Below are 25,608 nucleotides of genomic sequence, written 5' to 3'. Positions count from 1 at the left end.
ACAAACACCGGAGTTGAAAGCATGATGCGTATCGGCGTTGATTTGGGCGGCACTAAAATTGAATTGGTGGCTCTGGGTGATTCCGGGAGTGAGCTGTTTCGCAAGCGAATTGCCACCCCCAGAGACTATCAGGCGACCCTTGAGGCCATCTGTGCCTTGGTCGATGAAGCCGAGACGCAGCTGGAAATGACAGGAACTGTGGGTATTGGCATTCCCGGGGTGATCTCACCCTTTTCCGGTTTGGTGAAAAACGCCAACTCCACCTGGTTAAATGGTCATCCGCTCGATAGAGATCTCGAGCAGCGTCTGGGGCGCAAAGTGCGGGTTGCCAATGATGCCAACTGTTTTGCGGTCTCCGAGGCGGTGGATGGCGCCGCCGCAGGCAAAGAGGTGGTGTTCGGGGTGATCATAGGTACAGGCTGCGGTGCCGGCATTGCCATCAATGGCAGGGTACATCAGGGCGGCAATGGTATAGGCGGTGAATGGGGCCATAATCCCTTGCCCTGGATACGCGCCGAGGAGTTCAACAGCACTGAGTGTTTTTGCGGCAAGCACGACTGCATCGAAACCTTTATTTCGGGAACCGGGTTTGTCCGCGACTATAACCAGGCTGCCGGTGCGCAGCTCAGCTCAGGCGCCGAGGTGATGGCATTGCTGGAGCAGGGGGATGCCGAGGCCGGCGCGGCCTTTGAGCGCTATCTCGACCGTCTGGCCCGCTCTCTGGCCCATGTGATCAATCTGCTGGATCCGGACGCCATAGTACTCGGCGGCGGTATGTCCAATGTGCAGGCCATCTATCCGGCATTGCCGGATAGACTCAAGCGCTATGTGGTCGGCGGCGAGTGCCGAACTCCTGTGTTGCCCAATCACTACGGCTGCTCCTCCGGGGTACGCGGCGCCGCTTGGCTGTGGGGCCAGGACTGAGTTTGGCGAGGTGCCCGGGCCGTGTTACAGGTATTCGACTGAGACACTTTAGACACTCTAGGCACTTTAGACAAAAGTGAAAAGCGCTCGAACATGTATTGGGGCAAGTGAGTCAATAGCCCTTCGCCAATCACTGGTCAGCCGAGTAACGCTTCTGTAAGCTATGGCTACTTTTGCCAACCTTCGGATATCAAGCGTGTTCTGGCTGAAAAAAATCCTCTCTCAATTCTTTATGCCCATCCCTCTAACCTTGGTCACTCTGCTGCTTGCCTGTTTTTATATCCGTCGCAGGCCGGGTGTAGCGCGCGCCCTGGTGGTTTTTGCCATCACTTGGGTGCTACTGCTTTCCAGCTCTATCGGCAGCAATACACTGCTTGCCGGGCTTGAGCGTCAGTATCCACTTTATACCGCAGCGCCGGCGCGCTCCTGTGTGGTGATGGTGCTGGGTTCGGGCCATGATGATGAGGTTGGCGGACTCGCGCGACATATGTTGTCGGCAACGGCGCTTGAGCGTCTCAGTGAAGGGGTGGCGCAACTCAAGGCGGCCAACAGCAAAGATTGCCTGTTGGCGGTCAGTGGTTGGAGCGGCGGTCTTGAGCAGCAGAGTCATGCCCGGCGTATGGCCGAGGCCGCCATCGAGTTGGGGGCCGAGCCATCGCGAGTTTTAATGTTGGATTCGGCTCGCGATACCATAGAAGAAGCCCAGGCGCTGCGGCAGGCCTTCGGTGCCGGCGCTGATGATAAAGGGATAGATGCCTTGGGTGGCAGACAACTGATCCTGGTCACCTCCGCCAGCCATATGCCAAGGGCGATGCGAATATTCCGCTCGACCGGGCTTGAACCTCAGGCGGCACCGACTGACTTTCTGCTTAGGCGCGATCACTGGTGGCGCCTGACCACATCCAATCTGGATGATTCACAAAAGGCGTTGCACGAATATCTGGGATTGGCCTGGTTGACTATCAGCGGCCGCTAATGGCTTCTTGCCCTGGTTATAGAATGAATAAACGGCTGATAAGCCGCTGGCAATAGAGCGAAAGCGTTATGGAAACTATCACAATAAGGCCGGGCAGTAAGCGCAATGGCATTACACTGACTCTGGCTGGAGGGCTGGGCATAGTCCTGGGGTTGGTGTTGTTTATCGGTTGGCCCTGGATGTTTGCCCCGGGCATAGTGTGTTTTGCCCTTGGGGCCGTGTCTTTGGTGCTGGGCATTGCCAAGCAGCTCGAGCCCCATGTCAGTCTTGAATTCAGCGCTGAAGGGCTGAGATTCTTCCATCGCCGCGGTAGCTTGTTTGTGGCCTGGGATAATATTCAGCGGCTGGATCAGCCCAGAGTCACCCAAGGCATGGAGCAACTGACGCTGCCCTATGTCGGGCTCAAGCTCAAACGTATCAATCCACTGCTGGATGCCATTTCACCCAGGTTGGCGACCGGGCTTTTGTCGGAGCAGCGGCCCTTGCTGATGACAGCTGCCGCCCAGGATGAAGAGCTGCAGACACTTGAAGCGGCACTCAGCGCCGAGTTTGAACCTCTTACGGTCAATGATGAGCGTTACAGAGGCGTATTGGCCATGTTTGGCCGCCGTTGCCTGACGCTGGACAAGTACTTGGGTTATCACCTCTATATTCCCGTGGACGCATTGGATCAACCGCCGGAGAGCTTTGTTCGTAAACTGCGACAGCTGTGGCAGCAGAGGATGTCGGCTACAGAGTTGTAAGTTATGGCTTAAGTTGGATAAGGAAAGATAAGGGGACCCAAGTGGGTCCCCTTGTTGTTGCAGAGTTGAGGGAGGGCCTTGCAGGGACAGCCCTCAAGGTACGGTACTAGTGAGCACCCCCTGCGTGTACCTTATCTACGCCATAGGTTTTGCCTTCGGCGTGACAGGTGGCACAGGATTCAACCGGCAGGTTGGCGTCTGTGGCAGCATCACCGGCAACGAAGGCACCATTGCTCTTGAAGTGGGCCAGAGCGGCCGCGTCAGAGTGAGCGTGACAGGTACGGCAGGATTCGGCAACGGGAGAGATATACTCGGTAGCTGAAATCTTGATCCCACGCTTGGCGGATGTCAGGCCACCATCGGCGGCAAACAGCGGTGTGTCGTCTTTGTGGCAGGCTGCACACTCGGTTTCCACAGCAGGATAACCGTGCAGCTCGCCTGAAGCGTCACGGAAGATGGCAGCTTCACCCCAGTTACCACTGTGGAAACGGTGGGCAACTGTCATCAGATCGCGGTTGGCATACAGGAGTCCGGGGACTTCGGCAAATATCGGCTTGCCATCGGCATCCAGATTACCCGTGTTGTACTCGGAGGTGCCGTGATAGGAGCCGTAATAGCTGTTGTTATGGCAGTCCATACACTGATCAAAGGTGTAGGTGCCGTGGCGGTAGCCCTTGATATAGTCCAGGGTGCCGTGACAGGCATTACACTTGGCTTCGCTGGCGCTCATCCGCTCTGCAATGGCAAAGCGGGCTGTGACAGCATCACCACCATCTAGGTTATAGAACTTAACGCTTGAAGTGGCGCCAATTGGATTACCGGTATCGAAGGGCATGCCTTCGGCACAGGCGGCTATCTTACCTGAGTTATCGACACAGAAGTTGGCCTCGGTACCGACGTAAATGGTGCCCATTGCCTGAGCTTCCGGAACATCAGTAGTCAGGGTCAGCACACCATTGGCGGCGCTGCCGCTGGCAAGACCTGGCCTGCTGCCCCAGCGGGTGACTTCGCCTCTGGCATCCACATTGCCTATCAGAGTGGCGTCTTTGTTGAGCACCGCCAGTTGAGCTGCATCTGTCAGTGGTTGACCATTGAAGCTGACATTAGCAGTGATGGTAACCAGTTTATTGCCCGCTGTGGTGGAAGCCGCCGCAGTGGCCGAGGTGAACTCAACGGTCAACAGCTCGGCATATTCAGCCCGTTTACCCACTTTATGAGCTTGCACTGGGCTAAGTGCTCCGCTGCCATGGCAAGACTGACACTGGCTGTCGTCGGCCTGAGCCAGGTTGAAGTCAGAGTGGCCTACGCCGGTTTCAAAGTTAACATTGATATGGCAACCGACACAGGCTTCGCGGTAGATATTGGCGTTCCAGGAGTCACCGTTGTTGTGGCAACTGGCGCAGTTGTTAAGTTCTGCCGGGAAGCCTATTTCACCGAAGTACTCTTTGGCTTCACCGGAGAGGAAACCTGCGATGTGATGGCCGGCATGCAGCCTGTGAACCATAGGGCCGAAATCAAATACCCAACCTTCGGCTTTTTGGGCTTCGTTAGGTACCAGAGCCGGGTTGTGGCAGGCAACGCACTTCTCAGTGCTTTGGTAGTTGTGGTGCGCGTTTATCTTGGCGATGCGGCCTTCGACTTCACTGTGGCAGGCAATACAGGCGGTATCTGTTACCGTATCCTTACCTGTGGCTTCAACCAGCTCGCCGGATGCCGGAATATAATCCAGCGGCGTAGAGAGCACCTTGTCTGCTATGGCTGCGCCGCTGGCATCCTTGAGGTTATAGGCGCGCAGGAACAAGCGATGAGGTGCGCTGAGGTTGTCATTGGCATTCATGATGGGAGCGACTCCATCATGTGCCCAAGTGCCGGTATAGGTACCTGGCTCGGCCGGATCTTCAACCAGAAGACAGGCATCGCCAGTTTGACCCCTGGAGCTATAGGTGCCATCCAGGGTGCAGTACATGGAGCTGCCCAGTTCCTGAGCCGTGGCATTATTGACCCATTGCAGCGGCGCACCGCTGCCGGAACTATTGCTCATGGCGGTAATAGAGTAGAGGGCGACTTGATCCAGGCCCGTCAGTGGGACTCGCTCCCCTGAGCCGTTGGTGGCCGAGGTCTTGAACTTGAGGGCGAAGGTTTCGCCGCCTGCCAGTGTGTTGTCGGCCGGCACTATCTCGAAACTGACATCGCCGGCACTGATAATGGTGGAAGTACTTGAACCTGCGGGGGCTCCTGGCTGTCCGGGTTCGCCTGGTATGCCAGGTTCACCGGGGGCTCCGTCTTTTCCGTCCTCACCGTCCCCGCATGCGGTAAGGCACAATAGACTGGTCAGAGCCAGCGCCAGTAATGACTTATTGTGTTTTTTCATCATTGCGTCCCTTTATTCAAATTATGGGTACTGCCTGTGCAGTCATTTGAATATACATACATCCAAAGTGGTAGTTTTGACTTATTGTTTTATTTGTGAAATATGAGTTAAGAAATTGATAAAGAAATAACGGGTGGCGAAATCGGTAATTTCAGTTTTTGAAATTACCGAATGCGCAGAGTGACAAGCTGAAGCTGGCTATAAGTAGCAGATAGTTCTGGACAAATAGGAGAATGGGCTAATTCTGAAGGTCGCAAAGATGCCAGGTGATCAATCAGTTCTCAATATTCAGCCTTGGGGTAGAGTTCTTGAGTGACCAGATTCAACAACAGTTTTCTTTGTTGTTCGGAGTAACGGCGATAGCTGGGGGCCTTTTCTACCAAGGAGTAGCTTGGCAGCGAAAATGCCCGGTGGAGTTTAGCCACTTCGGTCTCGGGCAGATGTTGCACCCGCAAACCCGGCATGCCTTCAATAAGCGCCATTTCATTGGGGGTGCTGAAGGCTACACTGCTCATGGTCAATAGATGAGCATGCCATTCTTCCCTGTCGTGTACGGCATGCACTTGGGATAGGGGAATGCCTTCTTGCTGACAGAAGAGTTCCATGGGATCCATGCGCTCGTTGAAGCCCTTGATGGTCAAGTAAACGAAAGTATATTGGCTGATATCTTCGAGGGTGATAGCCGGTGATTTTTGCCACAGCGGATGATCCTCTCGGCTGACAACACACACACCCATGGTTTGCCCAAGCGAACTCAGAATGAGATCCAACTGCTCGGGGTGCTCCAGACAGACCCCTAAGTCTAATTGTCCACGGTGAATTTTTTCTGCTGAATCATCTTGCCAGGGGTAGAGTCTGATCTGGCCCAACTGCTGCTGAATGTTCGTCTGTCCCAGTTTCATCGCCAGCGAGGAAAGCAAGCCATGCGCTACGGCTACATGAATACAGATATCGCTTGAAGGCAAGCGGCTCTGATGAACTTGCTGTTCCAGGCGGTGCACTGAATGGATGAAATCGCAAACCGGTTGGTATAGATTCTCCGCCAGAGGTGTAGGCTTGAGTTGTTGCTGACGGCGATAGAAAAGCTCGTCGTCAAAGGCTAATCTCAGTGCCGCCAGGCAGCGGCTTATTTTAGGGGCAGACACTGCCAATTCTCGCGCTGTACAGTTGGCGTGCCCTGTTTCATAGATGTTCTTGAACACCATGAGGGTAAAGATATCCAGCTCACACAGCTGTTTCAATAATCGACTCGACATTAGCATCCATCCTATGGATTTATACCTCTTTGGAGATAGATGCTAGACCAGCACAAATATGATTACTGTGACTGAGCACAATTCAGTGCGCTTTTCGAATTTATTGTGATTAAAATGTGACAAAAGTCATGTTTGTGTGCTTTTTTGATCACTACTCTTGAGCTTGGAGCTTAAGTTCAGTCATAGGGGGATTATCATCGCCAAGCTCTTTAAGCAAGTTAACCTCGTCTTTGACTCTGATACCGATAAATTGACCACCTTCGAAGATCTCCATTGATTTACTGGCGACTTCTCCCTCGACCGTACCGGTACCGCAGATAGTTAATTTCTCACAGTGGAGTTTACCGCGAAATAGCCCGGAAACCTTGAGTTCCTGGCAGTTAAGTTCGCCATCAATCAGGCCGTTGGCTTCGATGATCAGCTTATTTTCAGCTGTTACTTTTCCATAGATGGCGCCGCCGACCAGGGTCTCGTCATCGAAGTGGCTCTCGCCGGTAATCTTGCTACCCTGGGCAATATAGGTGAGCCCTGCCGTTTTTTTGTTTTTACCAAACATAGTACTTTTTAGTGGTTTTATCAGGGGAAACTCGATATTACCTGTTATCACAAAGTAACAAAACCACTAATATTTGGCGCTGTGGGAGTCAGATTTTTGGCTTCCGGCAGAGCGTCAGTCGGGGTTTGGCTCTCGTAGCTTGATGGCAGAGGCGGGGCAGGGGGCAACGCAGGCGCCGCAGCCACTACAGCGCTCAGCATCCAGTACCGGCAGGGCGGTAGCCCCTAAAAGGGGCGGAAAGCGGATCGCCCGTTCGTCGCAGGCATCCTTGCAGCTTTGGCAGACAATACCCTGGCGAGCGAGGCAGCTGTCGGCAAATTGGGCAATGAGCCGCCAAGGCGCTTCGATGAGAGGCCTGAATGCCGGCTGTTCACAGCTGGTGACACAGGCCTGACAAAAGCTGCATTCGGCGCGCTGAAAGTCAAGCTCCGGAAAGCCGCCATCCCCCTTGATAAGCACTTGAGTCTCGCAGGCATCCACACAGGCGCCGCAGCGGGTGCAGGCGTCGGTAAATTCCGCCTCCGGCTTGCTCCAGGGCGGCCGAACCAGATCACTCTTGCGGCGACTGAACAGGCGTCTGCGGGAAAGATCCATGACTAACCCTTGTAACCGTTAGGGTTGTTGGATTGCCAGTTCCAGCTGGAGTCGGCCATATCCTGCAGGCTGTGCTCAGCCTTCCAGCCCAGCTCTTTGGCAGCATGGGCGGGATCAGCATAACAGGCGGCGATATCGCCGGGACGACGCGGGGCAAACTCAAAGGGGATCGCCTTGTTACAGGCTTTCTCAAAGGCTTTGACCATCTCAAGTACACTGTAGCCCTGGCCGGTTCCCAGATTATAGGTGACCAGACCTGGATTGGTGGCGAGCTTGTCCAGAGCCTTGAGGTGACCTATGGCCAGGTCAACCACGTGGATATAGTCGCGCACACCTGTGCCGTCTACTGTGGGGTAGTCATTGCCGAAGACGCTGAGTTTATCACGCTTGCCGACGGCAACCTGGGCGATAAATGGCATCAGGTTATTTGGGATATCGTTGGGATCTTCACCGATACGGCCGCTCTTGTGGGCGCCAACCGGGTTGAAGTAACGCAAGCGGGCGATATTCCAGTTGGGTTCGGCCGCGGCTAAATCCGCCAGAATATGTTCCACCATCAGTTTGGATTGACCATAGGGGTTGGTGGCCGATGTGGGAAAAGTTTCGGTGATCGGCAGACTGGCGGGATCGCCGTAAACAGTGGCCGATGAACTGAATACCAGGTTGCGAACGCCATATTCTTTCATCACCTGACACAGAATAAGGGTGCCGGTGACATTGTTTTCATAGTATCTCAGCGGTTGGGCGACCGATTCACCCACTGCCTTGAGGCCGGCGAAGTGAATCACGGCTTCGAAGCTGTGGTCGCTGAAGACTTTCTGCAGGAATGCCTTGTTGAGGATATCACCCTGATAAAAGAGTACGCTCTTGCCGCTGATCTCTTCGACTCTGGCCAGGGCTTCAACACTTGAGTTGCTCAGGTTGTCTATTACCACAACCTCTTTGCCCGCGGCCAAGAGTTCGACCAGAGTGTGGGTGCCAATATAACCGGCACCGCCGGTGACCAAAATTGTCATGCTTTACATCCTTTTATTAAATCGCCCAGATAGGCTGCAAATTCACTGCCAAGCTCGGGATGGCGCAATGCATGCTCTACCGTTGCTTGCATATAGCCAAGCTTGTTGCCACAGTCATGGCTCTTGCCACGCATATAGTAAGCGTTGACCTGCTGGCTTTGCATCAGCATGGCAATGGCATCAGTAAGCTGGATTTCATCACCGGCACCGGCCGGTGTTTTGCCTAGCAAGGGCCAAATGGCGGCAGGCAGCACATAGCGGCCCACTACAGCCAAGTTAGAGGGGGCTTCGTCGACATCCGGTTTTTCAACCAGTTTGATCAGCGGCTGGGATTCGCCCGGCTTAAGATCGTGGCCGTTGACATCGGCTATTCCGTATTGGTCTACCTTCTCGTGCGGTACACCTTCGACCATTATCTGCCCGGTTCCTGTTTGGTCGAACAGGCTGACCATTTCGGCCAGGTTATCGCGGGAAAGATCGCTGGCGGCATCGTCTACTAATACATCCGGTAGCAGCACGGCGAAGGGCTCATCACCTACTACCGGACGGGCACAGAGAATGGCATGCCCCAGCCCTTTGGCCTGAGCCTGGCGGACGCTGATAACAGTGACATTTTGCGGGCAGATGGACTGCACTTCATTGAGCAGTTGCCGCTTTACCCGGCGCTCTAGCTGGGCTTCCAGTTCAAAACTGGTATCGAAGTGGTTTTCAATGGAGTTTTTGCTGGCGTGGGTGACCAGCACGATCTCCTTGATGCCGGCGGCAATCGCTTCGCTGACTACATATTGAATCAAGGGTTTATCTACTACCGGCAGCATCTCTTTGGGAATCGCCTTGGTGGCCGGCAGCATACGGGTGCCAAGACCCGCAACGGGGATCACCGCCTTGCGGATGGTGGTTGATTTTATCGGCATTCAGATACCTTGGGTGCTCGGGATAAATCAGCCCCTATTGTAATGCAGTAAAACTGAAAAGCCATTTGCAAAAAGGGCTTATTTTGCTGGAAACTTGCAAAAAATTCTGCCTGGGCTGCAAGAGCAAGCTACTGAGCTTACCGAGCTAAATACTATTTTGTAACCCATTCTTTACAAATTTTCATCACTAGCCTCCGGAAATAAAGTGTGAGCTGGTTAACAAAAGTTCGCCCTTGAGTGAACATGAAATCAGAAACGATTCAGGCAGTGAGTATGGACTATGAGTAAAGCAACTCAATATGTGGCACGTCATCCAGGCAGTGATGGCCGAATAGATTACCCGCAAGATGAACACGCCATCTGGCAGGAGTTGTATTCCCGCCAGGAACACAACTTGCCCGGTCGCGCCTGCGATGAATACATGCAGGGACTCAAGGCGTTGGACTTGCCCAAAGACAGGATCCCGCAACTGGGAGAGCTGGATGCCGTGTTGCAGGACACTACGGGTTGGAAGACGGCGGCGGTGCCGGCGCTTATTTCATTCGGGCGCTTCTTTGAACTCCTGGCCAACAAGGAGTTTCCGGTGGCAACTTTTATCCGCAGCAGGGAGGAGTTTGATTACCTGCAGGAGCCGGATATCTTTCATGAGATTTTCGGTCATTGTCCCTTGCTGACCAACCCGGCCTTTGCTCATTTCTCCCATATTTACGGTCAGTTGGGGCTTGATGCCAGCAAGGAAGACAGGGTCTTTTTGGCGCGTCTTTACTGGTTTACCGTGGAGTTTGGTTTGCTGCGTACCCAGACCGACGGCTTGAGAATATACGGTGGCGGCATTTTGAGCTCGCCGGGCGAGACGCTGTACGCCTTCAGTGACACTCCGGAGCGCAGACCTTTTGAACTGCTGGATGTGTTGCGCACTCCCTATCGGATAGACATTATGCAGCCCATCTATTACGAGATAGAGCATATAGATTTTCTGGATGAAATCGCCCGCATGGACATTATGAAGGCGGTTACTCAAGCCAAACGATTGGGACTCTTTACCCCCAAATTTCAACCCAAAGCCAGCTGATACTGGCGGTAATGGCCTGTGTGCAAAAGTGCAGGCCACTTTCAAGGAGATGTTATGACTGAACTGGCCAATATGAAGTGCGAAGCATGCCGCGCCGATGCTCCCAAGGTGACAGATGCCGAGCTTGCCGAGCTTATTCGGATGATCCCGGATTGGGGCGTGCAGGTGCGCGATGGCATCATGCAGCTGGAGCGGGTTTACAAGTTTAAAAATTTCCGGCAGGCGATGGCCTTTAGCAATAAGCTGGCGGACTTGGCTGAAGAAGAGTTTCACCACCCGGGGATCCTGACTGAATGGGGCAAGGTGACTGTGACCTGGTGGTCGCATTCCATTAAGGGGTTGCACCGTAACGACTTTATCATGGCTGCCAAGACAGACCAGTTGCTGGATTAATCTTTTCCTAATATATTCAGTGTGTTGATTGTATCTTCACACTGAATCCTTTCCCTTTGTTACAAATCTGCTGTAAAGCGAGCTTGCCACTTGTGTCAGAACCTTCTAACGTATAGGGCGCATTTTTACATCGCTTGCAGACCTCTTCATGCAGGCGATAATCCCAAAAAATCTGAATTATAAAAGGGAATGACAGTTATGCGCTTGGAAGTCAGTTGTCAGGATCGCGTTGGTTTAGCCAAGGATATTTTAATGGTGCTGGAGCGATACGGGATTAACCTTATCGCTATCGACGCCAGTAACAAGGGATTCTTATATTTGCAGTTTGCCGAGGTCGGCTTTGAGACCTTGAGTGAGTTGATGCCCCAAATCCGTAAGGTGGAAGGGGTGCACGACGTCAGAACCGTTTCCTTTATGCCCTCGGAGCAGGAGCATTACGCCCTAAAAACCCTCTTGAAAACCCTGCCGGATGCCGTGTTCTCCCTCGACGGAAAGGGGCGAATTCGTATCGTCAACGAGTCCGCCTTGCTTATTCTGGAAATGGCCGAACATGAAGTAATAGATGAATCCCTCAATCACTGGGTGCAAGGTTTTAATTTTGGTCGCTGGCTCAGTGAGCCCAAGGTGTTGGCGCAGGCTACCCGGGTTGCTATTGGCAGCAACGAGTATCTGGCCGAAATGCTGCCTATCTATCTGCCGGATGAAAACGACGAGAGTATTCTCGCCGGCGCCGTGGTGGCACTCAAGTCGCCAGCACGGGTGGGCAAACAGTTCAACGCGCTGCAGAGCCAGAGCAGCGGCTTCGATTCAGTGCTGGCCGTCAGCGACAAGATGAAAGAGGTACTCAAGCAAGCCAAGCGTATGGCGCAGCTGGATGCGCCTTTGTTGATCACTGGGGAAACCGGCACAGGCAAAGAGCTGATGGCCAGAGCCTGTCACGATGCCAGCATGCGAAGGGAGAAACCCTTTATCGCCATCAACTGCGCCGCCATGCCCGACAGCGCCGCGGAAGAGGAGCTGTTTGGTTATGTCAGCAACGGAGAAGTGGTTAAACGGGGTTTCTTCGAAGAGGCCAAGGGCGGCACCGTCTTCCTCGATGAAATAGCCGAGATGTCCAAGGCCGCTCAGGTCAAATTGTTGCGTTTACTGCAGGATGGCAGCTTCCGCCGTATCGGCGGTGATGTAGAGGTGCGCGCCGATGTCCGTATCATCTGTTCGACTCAGAAGAATTTGGCGGAGCTGTGTCAGACCGGCGAGTTCCGTGAAGATCTCTACTACCGAATTCATGTACTGAGTTTCCATATGCCGGCGCTGCGTGAACGCAGGGTCGATATTATCCCGCTGACGGAAATGTTCCTTGAACACTACAGCCAGCAGCTTTCCAGCCCGGTGCGGCGGATCTCGGCGTCCTGCCGCGATCACCTGTTGACCTATGCCTGGCCCGGTAACGTGCGGCAACTGAAAAACGCCGTGTTCAGAGCGGTATCCATGTGGGACGGTTCGGCCGAATTGACTATAGAACAGTTGAAACTGCCTTCCTATGCCGAAGGATTTGGCTATTTCGACAAGGAGTTTGAAGGCACCTTGGATCAGGCCATGAAGCAGTTTGAAGCCGGTTTGCTGCGGCGTCTCTATCCGGCGTACCCCAGTACCCGCCAATTGGCGAAAAAGTTGGGGGTATCCCACACCGCCATTGCCAATAAACTCAGGGAATATGAGATCAGCAAGAAGCGCTGAAACCCTGTAAAGCGGATTTGCCGCCGGAATGGCTGATATTTAGCCATTCCTTGAACGCAAAGCCTTTGCCGGCGCTTGCTGGTGATAAGTGTCAGTGAAAGTTTACAAACCCGTTCTCAAAGCGGTTAAATGTGAAGTGAGTCACAGAGTTTTCATTGCCCGCGGCATGAGGTATTACTGGCGGGATAACAGAAACGGATTGAGCCGGGCAGATTGCCTGATGAAAACCATTAATCCGGACAGAGACAGGAAGGAGCAGGTATGAAATTAGCGACATATGACAATGGACGCCGCGATGGTCAACTCATGTTGGTCAGTCGAGATTTGAAGCAGACAGTGGCTGTTCCCGCCATAGCTCAGACCATGCAGCAATTGCTCGACAGTTGGTCACTGCTGGAACCTCAGCTCAGAGAGCTTTCCGATGCCCTGAATGCCGGCATGTTGGATAACACCCAGGATTTTGACGAGAGCCGTTGTTTGTCACCTTTTCCCCGCGCTTACCAGTGGGCCGACGGCAGCGCTTATGTCAATCATGTTGAGCTGGTGCGCAAGGCCCGCGGCGCCGAAATGCCGGAGTCTTTCTGGACAGATCCCTTGGTCTATCAGGGCGGTTCAGACAGTTTTATCGCTCCCAGAGCCAATATCCCGCTGGCAAGCGAAGATTGGGGCATAGATTTCGAGTCGGAAATTGCCGTGGTCACAGATGATGTGCCCATGGGGGTGAGCGCTGAAAACGCCGCCTCTCATATCAAGCTGTTGATGTTGGTTAACGATGTGTCGCTGCGTAACCTGATCCCGGCCGAGCTGGCCAAGGGCTTTGGCTTTTTCCAGTCCAAACCTTCCAGCAGTTTCTCACCGGTGGCAATCACACCGGATGAGCTGGGAGATAAATGGCAGGATACCCGGGTTCATCTGCCGCTGATCACCCATCTCAACAACGAACTGTTCGGCAAGCCCAATGCCGGGGTGGATATGACCTTCAACTTTGCCGAGCTGATCGCCCATGTCACCAAGACTCGCCCCCTGGGCGCCGGTGCCATCATAGGTTCGGGCACCATTTCCAACTATGACAGAAGCGCAGGTTCCAGCTGTTTGGCCGAAAAGCGCATGCTGGAAGTGATTGCCGAGGGCAAGGCGGTGACGCCATTTATGGGCTTTGGAGACAGGGTCAGAATCGAAATGCTGGATGATGCCGGGCACAGCATCTTCGGCACGATAGATCAGCAGGTAGTTGAGTATATAGCCGAGTAAAATAACTTGATAACAAAACGGGGCTCTCAATAAAGATGAAGCCCCGTTGGTTTTAATACCGGCTTGGTATTGCCTTCGAATGTGTCAGCGTTAAGGCTTTGGATAAAACATCACCAGGGCAGAGTCGCAATCTAAGGTTAGCGAGCTTTGGGAGAACAACTTATGTTGAAATTATATGGTTACTGGCGCTCCAGCGCCGCTTATCGGGTGCGGATTGCGCTCAACCTCAAGGGGCTTTGCGCCGAGCAGCTCTCGGTTCATCTGGTGCGCAATGGCGGCGAGCAGCATCAGGCCGCTTTCAAGGCGCTAAACCCGCAGGAGTTGGTGCCGGCTTTGGTGGTGACGGATGACAACGACGAGCGCGCCGAGTTGGTGCTGTCCCAATCGCTGGCGATCATTGAATATCTGGATGAAGCCTTTGGCGGTGAGGCGCTGTTGCCGGGTGATATTGAGCAGCGGGCGCTGGTCAGGGCTATGGCGATGGGTATTGCTTGTGAGATACATCCTTTGAACAACTTGCGAGTGTTGCAGTATCTGACCGGGACGCTCAAGTTGGATGATGCGGCCAAGAATGATTGGTATCGCCACTGGGTCGAGCAGGGCTTTGGTGCATTGGAGCAACAGCTGCAGCAGTACTCGGGCCGGTATTGTTTCGGCGACCAGGTCAGCCTGGTGGATATCTGTCTGGTTCCTCAGGTTTATAATGCCAAGCGTTTTAATATTGACTTGTCTCCATACCCCAACATTTGCCGTATTAATGATGAGTGCCTGATTCTGCCAGCCTTTATTGATGCTGCCCCTGAAAATCAACATGATGCCCAGTAGGTTTATTATTTTATAGTCATCTATGCGGTGACTATAAAATAACCTCCAAAATTCCCAGCGCTTGAAAAACCTTTCTTATAAAATGATACCTTTCTGTTAATAACAGGCTTTTAAAAATAAAATCTTCCCGGCAATTTGTAACTAATTATTTAAACAATATGCTGTTTTTATTGCGTTTTCGTTTAGGTTTATACAGGAAATTATTTTTAGATTTATAGGTTTATCATTTCTTTATTTAGTCTTTTATAACATGCTTAAAATAACGCATCTCGTATCGTATGTAGGATTTTTCCTGCTTGTCGTTTTTCTCCCATTGAACTCGCTGTTACATATGATACATATGTTAATGCTTGTTTTGGCTAAGCTATAACAATAAAAAATACGCCATACCTATTAAAGATTTGCTTCTGAAACCCAGTTTTCGGCGGTATGGCGTTTTATTATCAAAAGGAAAAGAAGCATGCATAAGTCGATTATTTCACTGAGCATAGCTGCAGCCCTATTGGCGGGTTGTGGCAGCGACAGCAAGAAAGCGCCTGAGCCGGTTAATACACCTCCGGAAAGCCGAGATGTAACCTATGACGTTCGTCAGTCGGTACGCCTCAATGGACAACTGGAAGGAAGAGATGCCGAAGGAGGGATAACCTTTTCGTTAGTGGATCCCGGCGAAGTGAAGTTCGGGACTTTGAGCATCAATGATGCGGCCAAGGGGAGTTTCAGCTATCAGACAAATGCATTGGAAGGCACAGAAGTCGTGCGCTTCAAAGTCAGTGACGGCAAGAGTGAATCTATTTCGGCATTAACCTTGAGAATAAAGGGAGGCGATCCCTTGTATCAACATCAGTGGCATTTGAAAAACACCGGCCAAAATGCCTTTGCCAGAAACCGTGGTGTGCTCGGTGAAGACATCAATGTCAGCGATGCCATAGCCTCGGGTGTTACCGGTAAAGATGTCATTGTTGCTGTGGTAGATGATGGTCTGGAGATCAGTCACCCGGATCTCAGTGCCAATGTGATCGCGGGCGGATCCTATAATCTAATCACAGGTACAGTTGACCCGACACCATTTTCCAATAGTGCTTCACATGGGACTTCGGTTGCAGGAATCATTGCTGCTGCCGGGTGGAATGGTATAGGTGGCCGGGGAGTTGCACCTGAAGCCAAGCTTATCGGTTTTAACTTCCTGGATAGCGACCCTAGCCGTGAGATCCGCAATGTACAAACCTTTGAAAATTTCACCAAGTCCCATGGCGCAAGTGCTTATAGCGACCGAGCCAGGGTGTTTAACCAAAGCTATGGAAACCAACCAATGATTCCGGGCTCAATGAGAGAAAATGAGTTTGAAGTTTATCAGCAGGTGACTACCAAGAGTTTTAATGGCAAGGGCAGTATTTTCGTCAAGTCTGCCGGTAATGGATATAATTATAATTTTTTGGGGTACAACGCCACAGGGCAACCTGAATATCTATTACCAAGAGACTTCTTTACAGCCAGAGGTGAAAATAGGCCAGCCAATAAAGGATTACCCTATCACAATGCCAACATGTCTCCCAATAATACCAACCTCTATAACCTTGTGGTCAGCGCAGGAAGTGCAAATGGTAAACGTAGCAGTTATTCATCTGTGGGGGCCAATGTTTTTGTTAACGCTCCCGGGGGGGAGTATGGTACTCAGAACCCTGCAATTGTGACTACGGACAGAGCCGGTTGTGACAAAGGCAGTTCGGTTACCGAAGAGCGCCCCAGAACCCCTTTTAATGGGGGCCAGCATCCACTCAATCTTGAGTGTGACTATCGTTCTACCATGAACGGGACATCGGCAGCAGCCCCGAATGTCAGTGGTGCGATTGCCATGATAATGAGTGTCAATCCATCACTCTCCTGGCGTGATATCCGGCATATTCTGGCCATGACGTCCAAGCAGGTAGATGCCAATATTCAGCCTATCAGAGTTCCTTTAAATACGGATGCTAGTCAGCTTTATGAAGCTGTGCCTGCTTGGTTTACCAATGCTGCTGGGTTTAAATTCCATGATTTTTATGGTTTCGGACGCATTGATGTCAGTAAAGCTGTTGCCATGGCTAGAAATTATAAGGTGAACTTAGGCGAATATCAGATAAGTGATAACTTGTCTCGTACCGAACTGAATGGGGCAATACCGGATGCTTCCTTGGAGGGGGTAAGTGATGTGCAGAAGTTCGATTCAGATTGGATTGTTGAAGGGGTACAAATTAATCTTACGGTAGAGCATAAGCGTTTGGCTGATCTGGCTGTTGAGTTAATTTCACCTTCGGGTACCCGTAGCGTTATTATGACTCCCTATAATGGATTTGTTCCCACTCGAAACTCTGGATATACAAATACTCCCATGTTGTCCAATGCTTTTTATGGTGAAAATGCCAGAGGAAATTGGACTTTGAAGGTTATCGATGTAAATAGTGGCGAACAGGGATATATTTTCCGAGTAGGAAAGGTGAATGTAGAAGAAAAGCTATTGGAAAATGAGGCTAATGGAGTACTCAAGTCCTGGTCTTTACGTATCCATGGTCACCAAGCCGTAAGCGCTTCTTAAGGAGAGGGTAGTATGAAAAATATTACAGTGATAGTTGTTTCGTTACTTATTTCTGCCATGTCTATGACAGTACAGGCTAGACCATTTTTGAGTGATGATTCTTTGTTGGATAAAGTAGCTCCCGAAGTTTATGACGTGGATACTCCATTGGTGAAAATTAATGATAGAGTTGTAAAGGCAGAAACTTTATCAAAGGGACAGCCTTTGGTTGATTCTGCTGGTGATGTTATTGCAATTCCAACAGGAAAATTCATTGTAAAATTGGCAGAAGGTGTCTCGGCTACCGAATTTTCTCAACAGCATAATTTGCATTTGGATTGGCGAAGTGATAACAACCTCCTTCTGTTATCCGCACCGGATGGAAGCGATTTATTAAAGGTTTTGGGTTCAATAAAACAGAATCCACAGGTTCTCAGAGCAGAATTGGATCTGGCACAGGACTTCTATCAACCTTGGTAAAGTATAAATAACCACTAGTGACATTCTTGGCTAGCACAGAGCAGATATACTGAATCCTATTAAAATAGGTTGATATTGATAGCCGCTGTTGTGACATGCTGGGTTATAGACGTACCTGCAGGTTCTGATTCTTGTAAAGGATTAGAACCCTGCAGGGTATATCTTTTTAAGTGTACAGTGTAAGTTACAGGTTTAATGCTGGGATTGAATAGTGTTGTAAAAGAGCTTTTTATGGTAGCGGAAATCTGTATGTTTAACAAATAACTTCATTAAGTGGGATGAGCATTAAGATGGCTGGCAATTTATAATTAAAGCTATTTTTAATTGCCATATTTTCATATGGTAATGTTTTTAATGGTGTGTTTGATAGTTTTAGTATTGTCTTTAATCCACTTTTTATCTGTTTAAATCCTTGGTTAAGTAATGTTCATTTTAATTATTGTTGTAGTTTTAAAAAGTATTTCGAGGCTTGATTTTTCATCATTTTTTACAAATCGATAAAAACGGATTAATTCTAATTTTGTGTAGGACTTTTCCCAACCTCTGCCTTTGCTATTGAAACGACTCTATTGTGTGTTACTCATGTTAACGCCTGGTTTCTCTCAGGTTATAACAATAAGAAGTACGTCATACCTATTAACTAGCTGTTTCCGAAAACCAGTTTTCAGCGATATGACGTTTTATTATCAAAAGGAAAAGAAGCATGCATAAGTCGATTATTTCACTGAGCATAGCTGCAGCCCTATTGGCGGGTTGTGGCAGTGACAGCAAGAAAGCGCCTGAGCCGGTTAATACACCTCCGGAAAGCCGGGATGTAACCTATGACGTTCGTCAGTCGGTACGCCTCAATGGACAACTGGAAGGAAGAGATGCCGAAGGAGGGATAACCTTTTCGTTAGTGGATCCCGGCGAAGTCAAGTTAGGGACTTTGACCATCAATGACGCGGCCAAGGGCAACTTCAGCTACCAGACAGATGCGTTGGAAGGCACAGAAGTCGTGCGCTTCAAAGTCAGTGACGGCAAGAGCGAGTCTATCTCAACGCTGACATTGCGTATTGACGGTGGCGACCCTCTGTATCAACATCAATGGCATTTGAAAAACACAGGCCAAAATGCCTTCGCCAAGAATCGCGGTGTGGCCGGTGAAGACATGAATGTCAGTGATGCCATTGCCTCAGGTGTTACCGGTAAAGGCGTTATTGTTGCTGTGGTGGATGATGGTCTGGAGATCAGTCACCCGGATCTCAGTGCCAATGTGATTGCGGGCGGATCCTATAATCTGATCACTGGCACTATTGACCCGACGCCATTTGCCGATAGTGCTGCGCATGGTACTGCGGTGGGTGGGATCATAGCCGCTGCCGGTTGGAATAGCATAGGGGGGCGCGGTGTTGCGCCTGAAGCCAGTCTTATCGGCTTTAACTTCCTGGATTGGGATCCCAGCGGTAAGGTCAAGAGCGTACAAACCTTTGAAAATTTCGCCAAGTCCCATGGCGCCAGTGCTTACAGTGACAATGCCAGGGTGTTTAACCAGAGCTATGGTTATTCAGTGCCTTTCCCCCATGGATTCGATGAAGATGAATATGAGGTCTATGGTGCTATTACCAAAGACAGTTTTGACGGCAAGGGCAGCATCTTCGTCAAGTCTGCCGGTAATGGCTATGCATATTATAGAGCATTCAATACTTACTGGATCCCCGGAGATTATTTCAGCGCGCCAAAGGAAGGTAAAGTGCCCAACCAAGGTTTGCCCTTCCATAATTCCAATATGTCTACCGACAACGCCAACGTATTTAATTTAGTGGTTTCGGCAATCAATGCAGCCGGTAAGCGCTCAAGCTATTCTTCTGTAGGCTCCAATGTGTTCGTTACTGCGCCGGGTGGGGAATATGGTGATGATGATCCCGCCATTGTGACCGCGGACAGAGCCAGCTGTGACAAGGGCTGGTCAGTTATTCAGAAGCGCCCGGCAACACCGTTTGATGGTGGTCAGCATCCACTCAATTTGGAATGTGATTACACGTCTAGTATGAACGGAACATCGTCTGCGGCGCCCAATACCAGTGGTGCGGTCGCCATGATTATGAGTGCCAATCCCTCTCTTTCCTGGCGTGATATTCGCCATATCCTGGCTGCAACTGCCACCAAGGTGGATGCCGATATACCCGCCAAGACGGTTGCTATCGGTGAGGGCGACGACGCGCCTGTTTATGAGGCTATCTCAGGCTGGCAGGACAATGCCGCAGGATTTCATTTCCACAATGAGTATGGCTTTGGTCGGGTAGATGTTAGTGCAGCTGTCGCTATGGCCAAGGACTACAAGGCAGACTTGGGTGAGTATCTGTTGACAGACTGGATTGCCAGTGAAATGGAGCTTGATAAGGCGATTCCGGACGCCAATATTGCCGGGGTGTCAGACTCTCTTGAGGTTGCCGAGGATATGGTGGTGGAAGCGGTGCAGATTGAGCTCAGCGCCGATCACCTGCGTCTTCCTGATCTGGCGGTTGAGCTGGTGTCTCCGGCAGGTACCCGAAGTGTGTTGATGACGCCTTTCAACGGCATGGTGTATCAGGGCGTGATGGATCCCAATAATCCGAATGATCTGGTCAAAGGCTATGATAAGACACCTATGCTCTCAAATGCTTTCTATGGTGAAAACACCAAAGGCGTGTGGACCATTAAGCTGATAGATGTGAACAGCGGTGAATATCGGTTTATCAAATATGATAAGGGCTATATCAGTATTCCCAATGAGAGTAACGGTATGTTGAAGGGCTGGTCCATTCGTTTTCATGGCCACAAGGCCAAGGCAGCATCTTAAGGAGTAACAGATGAAGATTTCAACAGTAATGATAGTCATGGGACTGACACTTTTGGCGACTCCTGCGATGGCGCATGATAAAAATCCTTTTGAAGATAACGGCGAGCAGTATCGGCAACAGGGCAGTAGAGCTGACTTCCTTGGGCTTAAGGATACCTTTTATATCAAGACAGACAAAGGTGTGCAGAAAGCCAGCAGGTTGAGTCAGGGAGAGCAACTGGTGACAGAGGCCGGCGAGCCTTTTGCGACCGTGACCGGAAAGTTGGTGGTCAAACTTAAGCCAGGTGTTGATGCCGCGACCTTTGCTGCCGATTCAGGCCTGAGGTTGGATTGGCAAAATGACACTCAACTGATGGTGTTGGCCGCTAGAGAAGGCAGCGATCTCCTGGCTGTGCTCGAAAAGCTGAAGCGGGATCCGCAAGTGATGAGAGTCAAGCTGGATAGGGCGGTACTTAAACAAGAGCCTATGTGAGCCGCTGAGATGATCCACTAAAACACAAACAGGCCCGGGTCCCACCGGGCCTGTTACTTATTGGCCAGCAAAAACTCCACAAAGGCCCGGTCGGCCTGGCTTACCGGGCGCTGTTTCTTCCAGGCAATATGCAAGTCGAGATACACTGGCGGTGCGAAGGGCAGGGCGATGATGTCATCTCTTTCATTGACCACCATTTCCAACACGCTGGTGACGGCAAATCCTTGACTTACAATCTGTTTTATTAGGTTTATCAGATTGGTTTCAAAGGCGATCTTAGGTTCGAGTTGCAGCTCTCTGGCTCGGCTCAGCATCCATTCACGATGAAAATAACCGGGTTTGAACATCACCAACTCATGGGCGAAAAACTGCTCCAGCGTTACGGCCTCGTTTGTGGCCAAGGGGTGTTCAGGGCTTGAAGCTACCACCATCTGTTCTCTAATTAACAAACAGGACTCGAACTCGGGCTTGAGGTCCTGGGCCGTGATAATCGCTATATCCACCTCTTCCTGTTCCAGCATCCTCAGGGCATCGCGGGTGCCTCCCTCAAACAGCGACAGTTTCAAATCCGGATACTGATGGCGAAAGGCCATCACCCGTGACGGCAGGTAGAATGAGCCCAACATACCGGGCACGGCAATTCGCACTTCGCCCTTTGCCAGCTCGGCCATGGCTCGGATATGGGCTTCTGCCTGATTCAGTTGCTTGAGGATCAATACCGCGTGTTGATGCAGCGCCAGCCCTTCGGCAGTGAGGCGAATGCCGCTTTCCTGGCGACTGCCGCTGCGATTGACCAGAGTGACGCCGAGCGATTGCTCCAGCCGCTTGATACTTTGACTGAGGGCGGGTTGGGCCAAATTCAGCTTCTCTGCCGCCCGGGTAAAACTGCCGTACTTAACCAGGTGATCCAGGTGTTTTAGTTGTCTGATGTCCACGTCACGCCTTACTCTTGCGATAATCCTGAGGAAGTTATTAATCATAACAAAAATTGATAAAATCGATATTATTTATCTATTATTGTTATGCGCCGCCCGGTGCTAATCTTGTTTGGTGAATCCTTTGCTAATTTAAGAGGTCGGAGTGACTAAGGTCAAAGCCGTTGGCCGGCATGCGCGTGATACCCGTTTGATTTGGGCACTGTGCGTGGCATCAGTGGTGGTTTATATCAATCTGTATTTGATGCAAGGGATGCTGCCCTTGATTGCCGAGCATTTTCAGGTAACGGCGGCCAAGTCGACTCTGGTGCTGTCTGTCACCAGCTTTACGCTGGCATTTTCCTTGCTTGGCTATGCCATAGTCTCGGACAGGATTGGCCGTCACAAGCCGATTATTATCAGCCTTTGGGCTTTGGCGCTGTCCAATATCTTGTTGGTATTTGTTAAAGACTTCAATGCGCTGGTGGCGGTTAGGTTGCTTCAGGGGATATTGCTGGCGGCTGTGCCGGCTATCGCCATGGCTTATTTCAAGGAGCAACTCAGACCTGAGACCATGCTCAAAGCCGCAGCGGTTTACATTACCGCCAACAGTTTCGGTGGCATTATCGGTCGGCTGTTTGGCGGGCTGATGTCGCAACATCTATTGTGGCAGGATGCCATGTGGCTGCTGCTGGCGGTGAGTCTGTTTGGGGTGGCATTGGTCAGTTATTTGCTGCCCAATGCCGTCAGCGCTGCCAAGCGAGAACGGTTGCCGAAACAGTGGCGTTTCTGGCGCGGTGGCAGTGAAGACTTACGGGGCTTTGTACATCACCTCAAGGATAGTCAAATGCGACTGGCTTACCTTATTGGTGGGCTGGCATTTATGATGATGGTCAACCAGTACAGCTTTATTCAGTTGCACTTGATGGCACCGCCTTATGATTGGAGCCGGTTTGAGGCGACGCTGATCTTCCTCTGCTATTCGAGCGGTACACTGGCATCGTATTATACCGCCAGGTGGATTGCCCGTTACGGGCAGTTGCCTCTGTTCAGAATTTCCTTGCTGCTGATGTTGTGCGGCAGCCTGCTGACTGTGTTGGATACCCAGGTGTGGATCTGCGTGGGCTTTTTGCTCACCTCCTGCGGTTTCTTTATTACCCACAGTTGCTGTAACTCCTTTGTGGCCATGCGCGCCAGCAGCCACAGGGCCAAGGCCACTTCATTGTATCTGTGCTGCTATTACCTTGGCGCCGCAATGGGAGGCCCTTTTTTGATGCTGTTCTGGCAGCGGGGAGAGTGGCAGGGTGTGGTGATGGGATCCATGGTTTTGCTGTTTTTGACTTCGCTGGCGGTCTGGCGCCTTGGCTGGCGGCAAAAACAGCCGCTCAGCCAGGAGATGGATACGCCTCAGGGGGCATCGTTGAGGTAGTCTTTACGCTCAAGAGCATATTTGCGCATCTTGTCGTAGAGGGTCTTGCGCGGTAGCTCCAACTGTTCCATGGTCAGCTTGATGGAGCCCTTGTTGTGCGCCAGGGCTTCTTCAATCAGCAGTCTTTCGAAAAACTCCACCCTTTGAGTCAGTGACATGCCGCTTTGCAGACTGTCACTGCTGCCTATGGCGCCGGCAAAGGCAGCCTCGGCACCAAGCAGAACATAACGTTCCGCCAGATTTCTCAATTCGCGCACATTGCCGGGCCATTCATGGGTACTGATACGGGCCTGCTGTTCACCGCCAAGGGCAATCAGCGCCTTGTGGTAACGGGCTGAAGCGATACGGGCAAAGTGCAGAAACAGCAAGGGAATATCTTCCCGTCGCTCCCTCAGCGGCGGAATGGCTACAGTCACCAGATTGAGACGATAGAAGAGATCTTCGCGAAAGCTGCCCTGGCGGCACAGTTCTTTGAGGTCGACCTTGGTCGCGGCAATCACCCTGATGTCCAGCGCTATGGATTTATTGGAGCCCAGACGCTCGACTCTTCTGTCTTCCAGTACACGCAGCAGCTTGACCTGCAATGCCATAGGTGTGCTCTCAATTTCATCGAGGAACAGGGTGCCGCCGTTGGCGTACTCAAATTTGCCTATCCGGGTCTTGTCGGCGCCGGTAAAGGCTCCTGCTTCTGCACCAAACAGCTCACTCTCTATGATGTTTTCCGGGATAGCACCACAGTTGATGGCGACAAAGTTGGCGCCGTGCCTGGGGCTGTGATCGTGCAGGTAACGGGCAACCAACTCTTTGCCAGTGCCGGTTTCACCCTCGATCAGGATATCGGCCGGAGTATCCAGCACCTGGTGGATGAGATGGCGCATCTGACGGATCCCCGGACTGTTGCCGAGGATCCTGGGGCCTGGCAGGCTCTGGGATTCCAGCTCCTGCTTGAGCTTGCGGTTCTCCAGCGTCAGGCTGCGCTTTTCCAGTGCCCGCTTGACGACGTCCAATATATGTTCATTGTTGAAGGGTTTTTCCAGAAAGTCGTAGGCGCCCTGTTTAACGGCGCTGACCGCCATGGCGATATCGCCAAAGCCGGTGATCAGTATTACCGGCAGATCGGCATCCAGCTGTTTGATTTGCTGCATAACACTGATGCCATCCATGCCGGGCATATTGACATCGGTAATGACTACTCCCATCCAGTCACGGCTGAGGTGGCGCAAGATCTCTTTCGGTTGAGTCGATGCTTTGGCACTGATGCCTTCGAGTTCAAATAACTGGCTCAGCACTGTGCCTATATGGGGTTCGTCGTCCAGGATCAGGACAGTGTATTCTTGTTCGCTCATTGGGTTTCCTCGCCGTGGTACAGAGGCAACAGGATCTGAAATACAGCGCCGCCTTCTGCGGCGTTGGCGACGCTGATGGAGCCCTGCATGGACTCGACAATTCGGCGGGAGATGGAGAGTCCCAGACCCAATCCCTGTCGTTGGCTGGTGGTAAAATAGGGTTCGAAAATTTTCTCCATCTGGCTTTCGTTGACGCCGGGGCCGGAATCTTGAATTCGGATACACAGCATATCTTCTACGCTGATGCTGATGATCAACAAACGCTCATCGACTCGTTGCATGGCGACTATGGCATTGCTGATAAGGTTCACCAGTACCTGTTGCAGGCGTATTTTATCGCCGTAGAAACACCAGGGCTTACCCGGGAGCTGCAGTTCGAGCCGGATACCCTGTTTGTCGATTTCCGGATGCACTATGGTCAGCGCCTCCTGCACGGTTTCATTGATACTGGTGGGCTTGTCCTGGCCCTGGCTCTTACGGGTGAAGCTCTTGAACTGGGCAACTATTTCCGCCAAGCGGTCGGTCAGGCTGATGATGGTGACCAGGTTTTCCTGCGCCTTGTCATGCATGCCCCGACCAAGAAAGGTTTGAGTGTTTTGGGCATAACTGCGCAGCGCCGCCAATGGTTGATTGATTTCATGGTTGATGCTGGCAGACAGACTGCCGATGACAGTCAGCTTGGCGGCCTGGATCAGTTCATCCTGGGTTTGTTTCAGTTGGGTGTTGGCATCTTCCAGCTCCCGGGTACGTTCTTTGACCCTATGTTCCAGCTGGCTCTGGGCTTGGCGCATGCGTCTTAGGTTACGGCGCCGCTCGAGACTGAACAGCAGACCCAATGCCAGCAACAGAAAGATACTGGCGGACAGCAGCATCACAGGGGGCAGTGAACGATACAAAGGGTGTAGCGAGCCGAGAAAAGTGAGCAAAAAAGACTATTAAGTTGAGCAGCTGTATCTTTGCTAACTTT

Annotated in this window: 21 protein-coding genes and 1 pseudogene; 13 read left to right on the top strand and 9 right to left on the bottom strand. The window is 51.5% G+C overall.

The features are described 5' to 3' along the window. The first annotated feature begins 21 nt into the window (after positions 1-21). From mak to AYI96_RS05960, 3 genes are all read left to right on the top strand, one after another. On the top strand, positions 22-924 hold the full coding sequence (gene mak, locus AYI96_RS05970) for a fructokinase (RefSeq protein WP_071476255.1): 903 nt from the start codon (positions 22-24) through the stop codon (positions 922-924). Positions 925-1,120: 196 nt separating this feature from the next. Further along, entirely contained in the window at positions 1,121-1,900 is a 780-nt protein-coding gene (locus tag AYI96_RS05965) for a YdcF family protein (protein ID WP_313954991.1), read from the top strand. A gap of 68 nt (positions 1,901-1,968) precedes the next feature. Further along, positions 1,969-2,643 carry a DUF2982 domain-containing protein gene (locus tag AYI96_RS05960; RefSeq protein ID WP_039033774.1) on the top strand — a complete coding sequence of 225 codons (675 nt, stop codon included), beginning with the start codon at positions 1,969-1,971 and terminating at the stop codon, positions 2,641-2,643. Positions 2,644-2,749: 106 nt separating this feature from the next. Here the strand turns inward: AYI96_RS05960 and AYI96_RS05955 are convergent, their stop codons facing one another. The 6 genes from AYI96_RS05955 to galU all read right to left on the bottom strand — a co-directional run bounded on the left by AYI96_RS05955 (position 2,750) and on the right by galU (position 9,344). Continuing rightward, positions 2,750-5,017 (bottom strand): OmcA/MtrC family decaheme c-type cytochrome, encoded by a 2,268-nt coding sequence (locus AYI96_RS05955; RefSeq protein ID WP_144361198.1) that lies wholly within the window; start codon positions 5,015-5,017, stop codon positions 2,750-2,752. Between the two features lie 278 nt (positions 5,018-5,295). Beyond that, on the bottom strand, positions 5,296-6,270 hold the full coding sequence (locus AYI96_RS05950; RefSeq protein WP_039033776.1) for a LysR family transcriptional regulator: 975 nt from the start codon (positions 6,268-6,270) through the stop codon (positions 5,296-5,298). Between the two features lie 151 nt (positions 6,271-6,421). After that, positions 6,422-6,826, bottom strand: coding sequence for a polymer-forming cytoskeletal protein (locus AYI96_RS05945; protein WP_039033777.1), 405 nt, complete (start codon positions 6,824-6,826; stop codon positions 6,422-6,424). A gap of 114 nt (positions 6,827-6,940) precedes the next feature. Further along, positions 6,941-7,420, bottom strand: a complete 480-nt coding sequence (gene napF / locus AYI96_RS05940; protein ID WP_144361197.1) for a ferredoxin-type protein NapF — start codon at positions 7,418-7,420, stop codon at positions 6,941-6,943. 2 nt (positions 7,421-7,422) lie between these two features. Next, complete coding sequence (gene galE / locus AYI96_RS05935; RefSeq protein ID WP_144361196.1) at positions 7,423-8,436, bottom strand: UDP-glucose 4-epimerase GalE; 1,014 nt, start codon at positions 8,434-8,436, stop codon at positions 7,423-7,425. Beyond that, positions 8,433-9,344: a UTP--glucose-1-phosphate uridylyltransferase GalU gene (gene galU, locus AYI96_RS05930; protein ID WP_101095309.1), complete on the bottom strand. Its 912-nt coding sequence runs from the start codon at positions 9,342-9,344 to the stop codon at positions 8,433-8,435. Before galU ends, galE begins: the two co-directional genes overlap by 4 nt. 286 nt (positions 9,345-9,630) lie before the next feature. Here galU and phhA point away from each other — a divergent pair, with 286 nt between their 5' ends. From phhA to AYI96_RS05885, 9 genes are all read left to right on the top strand, one after another. Next, on the top strand, positions 9,631-10,422 hold the full coding sequence (gene phhA, locus AYI96_RS05925; protein ID WP_039033780.1) for a phenylalanine 4-monooxygenase: 792 nt from the start codon (positions 9,631-9,633) through the stop codon (positions 10,420-10,422). Between the two features lie 54 nt (positions 10,423-10,476). Beyond that, positions 10,477-10,815 (top strand): 4a-hydroxytetrahydrobiopterin dehydratase, encoded by a 339-nt coding sequence (locus tag AYI96_RS05920; protein ID WP_025010903.1) that lies wholly within the window; start codon positions 10,477-10,479, stop codon positions 10,813-10,815. 198 nt (positions 10,816-11,013) lie between these two features. Next, on the top strand, positions 11,014-12,552 hold the full coding sequence (gene tyrR, locus AYI96_RS05915; protein WP_144361195.1) for a transcriptional regulator TyrR: 1,539 nt from the start codon (positions 11,014-11,016) through the stop codon (positions 12,550-12,552). A gap of 261 nt (positions 12,553-12,813) precedes the next feature. Then, the gene (locus AYI96_RS05910) at positions 12,814-13,803 is read left to right on the top strand and encodes a fumarylacetoacetate hydrolase family protein (protein ID WP_144361194.1); all 990 of its coding nucleotides are present in this window, start codon (positions 12,814-12,816) and stop codon (positions 13,801-13,803) included. 165 nt (positions 13,804-13,968) lie between these two features. Then, positions 13,969-14,628, top strand: coding sequence for a maleylacetoacetate isomerase (gene maiA / locus AYI96_RS05905; protein ID WP_144361241.1), 660 nt, complete (start codon positions 13,969-13,971; stop codon positions 14,626-14,628). Between the two features lie 460 nt (positions 14,629-15,088). After that, positions 15,089-17,200 (top strand): S8 family peptidase, encoded by a 2,112-nt coding sequence (locus tag AYI96_RS05900; protein WP_144361193.1) that lies wholly within the window; start codon positions 15,089-15,091, stop codon positions 17,198-17,200. 12 nt (positions 17,201-17,212) lie between these two features. Continuing rightward, positions 17,213-17,659: a hypothetical protein gene (locus AYI96_RS05895; RefSeq protein WP_039033784.1), complete on the top strand. Its 447-nt coding sequence runs from the start codon at positions 17,213-17,215 to the stop codon at positions 17,657-17,659. Positions 17,660-18,362: 703 nt separating this feature from the next. After that, positions 18,363-20,480 carry a S8 family serine peptidase gene (locus AYI96_RS05890; protein WP_039033785.1) on the top strand — a complete coding sequence of 706 codons (2,118 nt, stop codon included), beginning with the start codon at positions 18,363-18,365 and terminating at the stop codon, positions 20,478-20,480. 10 nt (positions 20,481-20,490) lie between these two features. Next, positions 20,491-20,952: a hypothetical protein gene (locus AYI96_RS05885; RefSeq protein WP_144361192.1), complete on the top strand. Its 462-nt coding sequence runs from the start codon at positions 20,491-20,493 to the stop codon at positions 20,950-20,952. Positions 20,953-21,005: 53 nt separating this feature from the next. Here the strand turns inward: AYI96_RS05885 and AYI96_RS05880 are convergent, their stop codons facing one another. Beyond that, on the bottom strand, positions 21,006-21,887 hold the full coding sequence (locus AYI96_RS05880; protein ID WP_039033787.1) for a LysR family transcriptional regulator: 882 nt from the start codon (positions 21,885-21,887) through the stop codon (positions 21,006-21,008). Between the two features lie 145 nt (positions 21,888-22,032). On the opposite strand from AYI96_RS05880, the gene AYI96_RS05875 reads away from it, so the two are divergent. Continuing rightward, positions 22,033-23,295: an MFS transporter gene (locus AYI96_RS05875; protein ID WP_071239202.1), complete on the top strand. Its 1,263-nt coding sequence runs from the start codon at positions 22,033-22,035 to the stop codon at positions 23,293-23,295. On the opposite strand, the gene AYI96_RS05870 is transcribed toward AYI96_RS05875, so the two are convergent. Then, positions 23,274-24,641: a sigma-54-dependent transcriptional regulator gene (locus tag AYI96_RS05870; RefSeq protein ID WP_144361191.1), complete on the bottom strand. Its 1,368-nt coding sequence runs from the start codon at positions 24,639-24,641 to the stop codon at positions 23,274-23,276. The genes AYI96_RS05875 and AYI96_RS05870 overlap by 22 nt on opposite strands. Further along, positions 24,638-25,555: pseudogene (locus AYI96_RS05865) on the bottom strand (sensor histidine kinase); the annotation flags it as partial. The gene AYI96_RS05870 and the pseudogene AYI96_RS05865, both read right to left, overlap by 4 nt. Between the last annotated feature and the right edge of the window lie 53 nt (positions 25,556-25,608).

It is taken from the genome of Shewanella sp. MSW, assembly GCF_007636515.1.
GTDB classification, from domain to species: Bacteria; Pseudomonadota; Gammaproteobacteria; order Enterobacterales; family Shewanellaceae; genus Shewanella; species Shewanella indica.
This window is presented reverse-complemented; position numbering and strand designations above follow the sequence as displayed.

What these genes read in the sequence shown, in the direction of transcription:
- mak (WP_071476255.1), top strand. Translation starts at nt 22, where the DNA reads ATGATGCGTATCGGCGTTGATTTGGGCGGCACTAAAATTGAATTGGTG.
- AYI96_RS05900 (WP_144361193.1), top strand. Translation starts at nt 15,089, where the DNA reads ATGCATAAGTCGATTATTTCACTGAGCATAGCTGCAGCCCTATTGGCG.
- phhA (WP_039033780.1), top strand. Translation starts at nt 9,631, where the DNA reads ATGAGTAAAGCAACTCAATATGTGGCACGTCATCCAGGCAGTGATGGC.
- AYI96_RS05910 (WP_144361194.1), top strand. Translation starts at nt 12,814, where the DNA reads ATGAAATTAGCGACATATGACAATGGACGCCGCGATGGTCAACTCATG.
- AYI96_RS05945 (WP_039033777.1), bottom strand. Translation starts at nt 6,826, where the DNA reads ATGTTTGGTAAAAACAAAAAAACGGCAGGGCTCACCTATATTGCCCAG.
- napF (WP_144361197.1), bottom strand. Translation starts at nt 7,420, where the DNA reads ATGGATCTTTCCCGCAGACGCCTGTTCAGTCGCCGCAAGAGTGATCTG.
- AYI96_RS05955 (WP_144361198.1), bottom strand. Translation starts at nt 5,017, where the DNA reads ATGATGAAAAAACACAATAAGTCATTACTGGCGCTGGCTCTGACCAGT.
- AYI96_RS05920 (WP_025010903.1), top strand. Translation starts at nt 10,477, where the DNA reads ATGACTGAACTGGCCAATATGAAGTGCGAAGCATGCCGCGCCGATGCT.
- tyrR (WP_144361195.1), top strand. Translation starts at nt 11,014, where the DNA reads ATGCGCTTGGAAGTCAGTTGTCAGGATCGCGTTGGTTTAGCCAAGGAT.
- AYI96_RS05890 (WP_039033785.1), top strand. Translation starts at nt 18,363, where the DNA reads ATGCATAAGTCGATTATTTCACTGAGCATAGCTGCAGCCCTATTGGCG.
- AYI96_RS05885 (WP_144361192.1), top strand. Translation starts at nt 20,491, where the DNA reads ATGAAGATTTCAACAGTAATGATAGTCATGGGACTGACACTTTTGGCG.
- AYI96_RS05960 (WP_039033774.1), top strand. Translation starts at nt 1,969, where the DNA reads ATGGAAACTATCACAATAAGGCCGGGCAGTAAGCGCAATGGCATTACA.
- AYI96_RS05870 (WP_144361191.1), bottom strand. Translation starts at nt 24,641, where the DNA reads ATGAGCGAACAAGAATACACTGTCCTGATCCTGGACGACGAACCCCAT.
- AYI96_RS05950 (WP_039033776.1), bottom strand. Translation starts at nt 6,270, where the DNA reads ATGTCGAGTCGATTATTGAAACAGCTGTGTGAGCTGGATATCTTTACC.
- AYI96_RS05895 (WP_039033784.1), top strand. Translation starts at nt 17,213, where the DNA reads ATGAAAAATATTACAGTGATAGTTGTTTCGTTACTTATTTCTGCCATG.
- galE (WP_144361196.1), bottom strand. Translation starts at nt 8,436, where the DNA reads ATGACAATTTTGGTCACCGGCGGTGCCGGTTATATTGGCACCCACACT.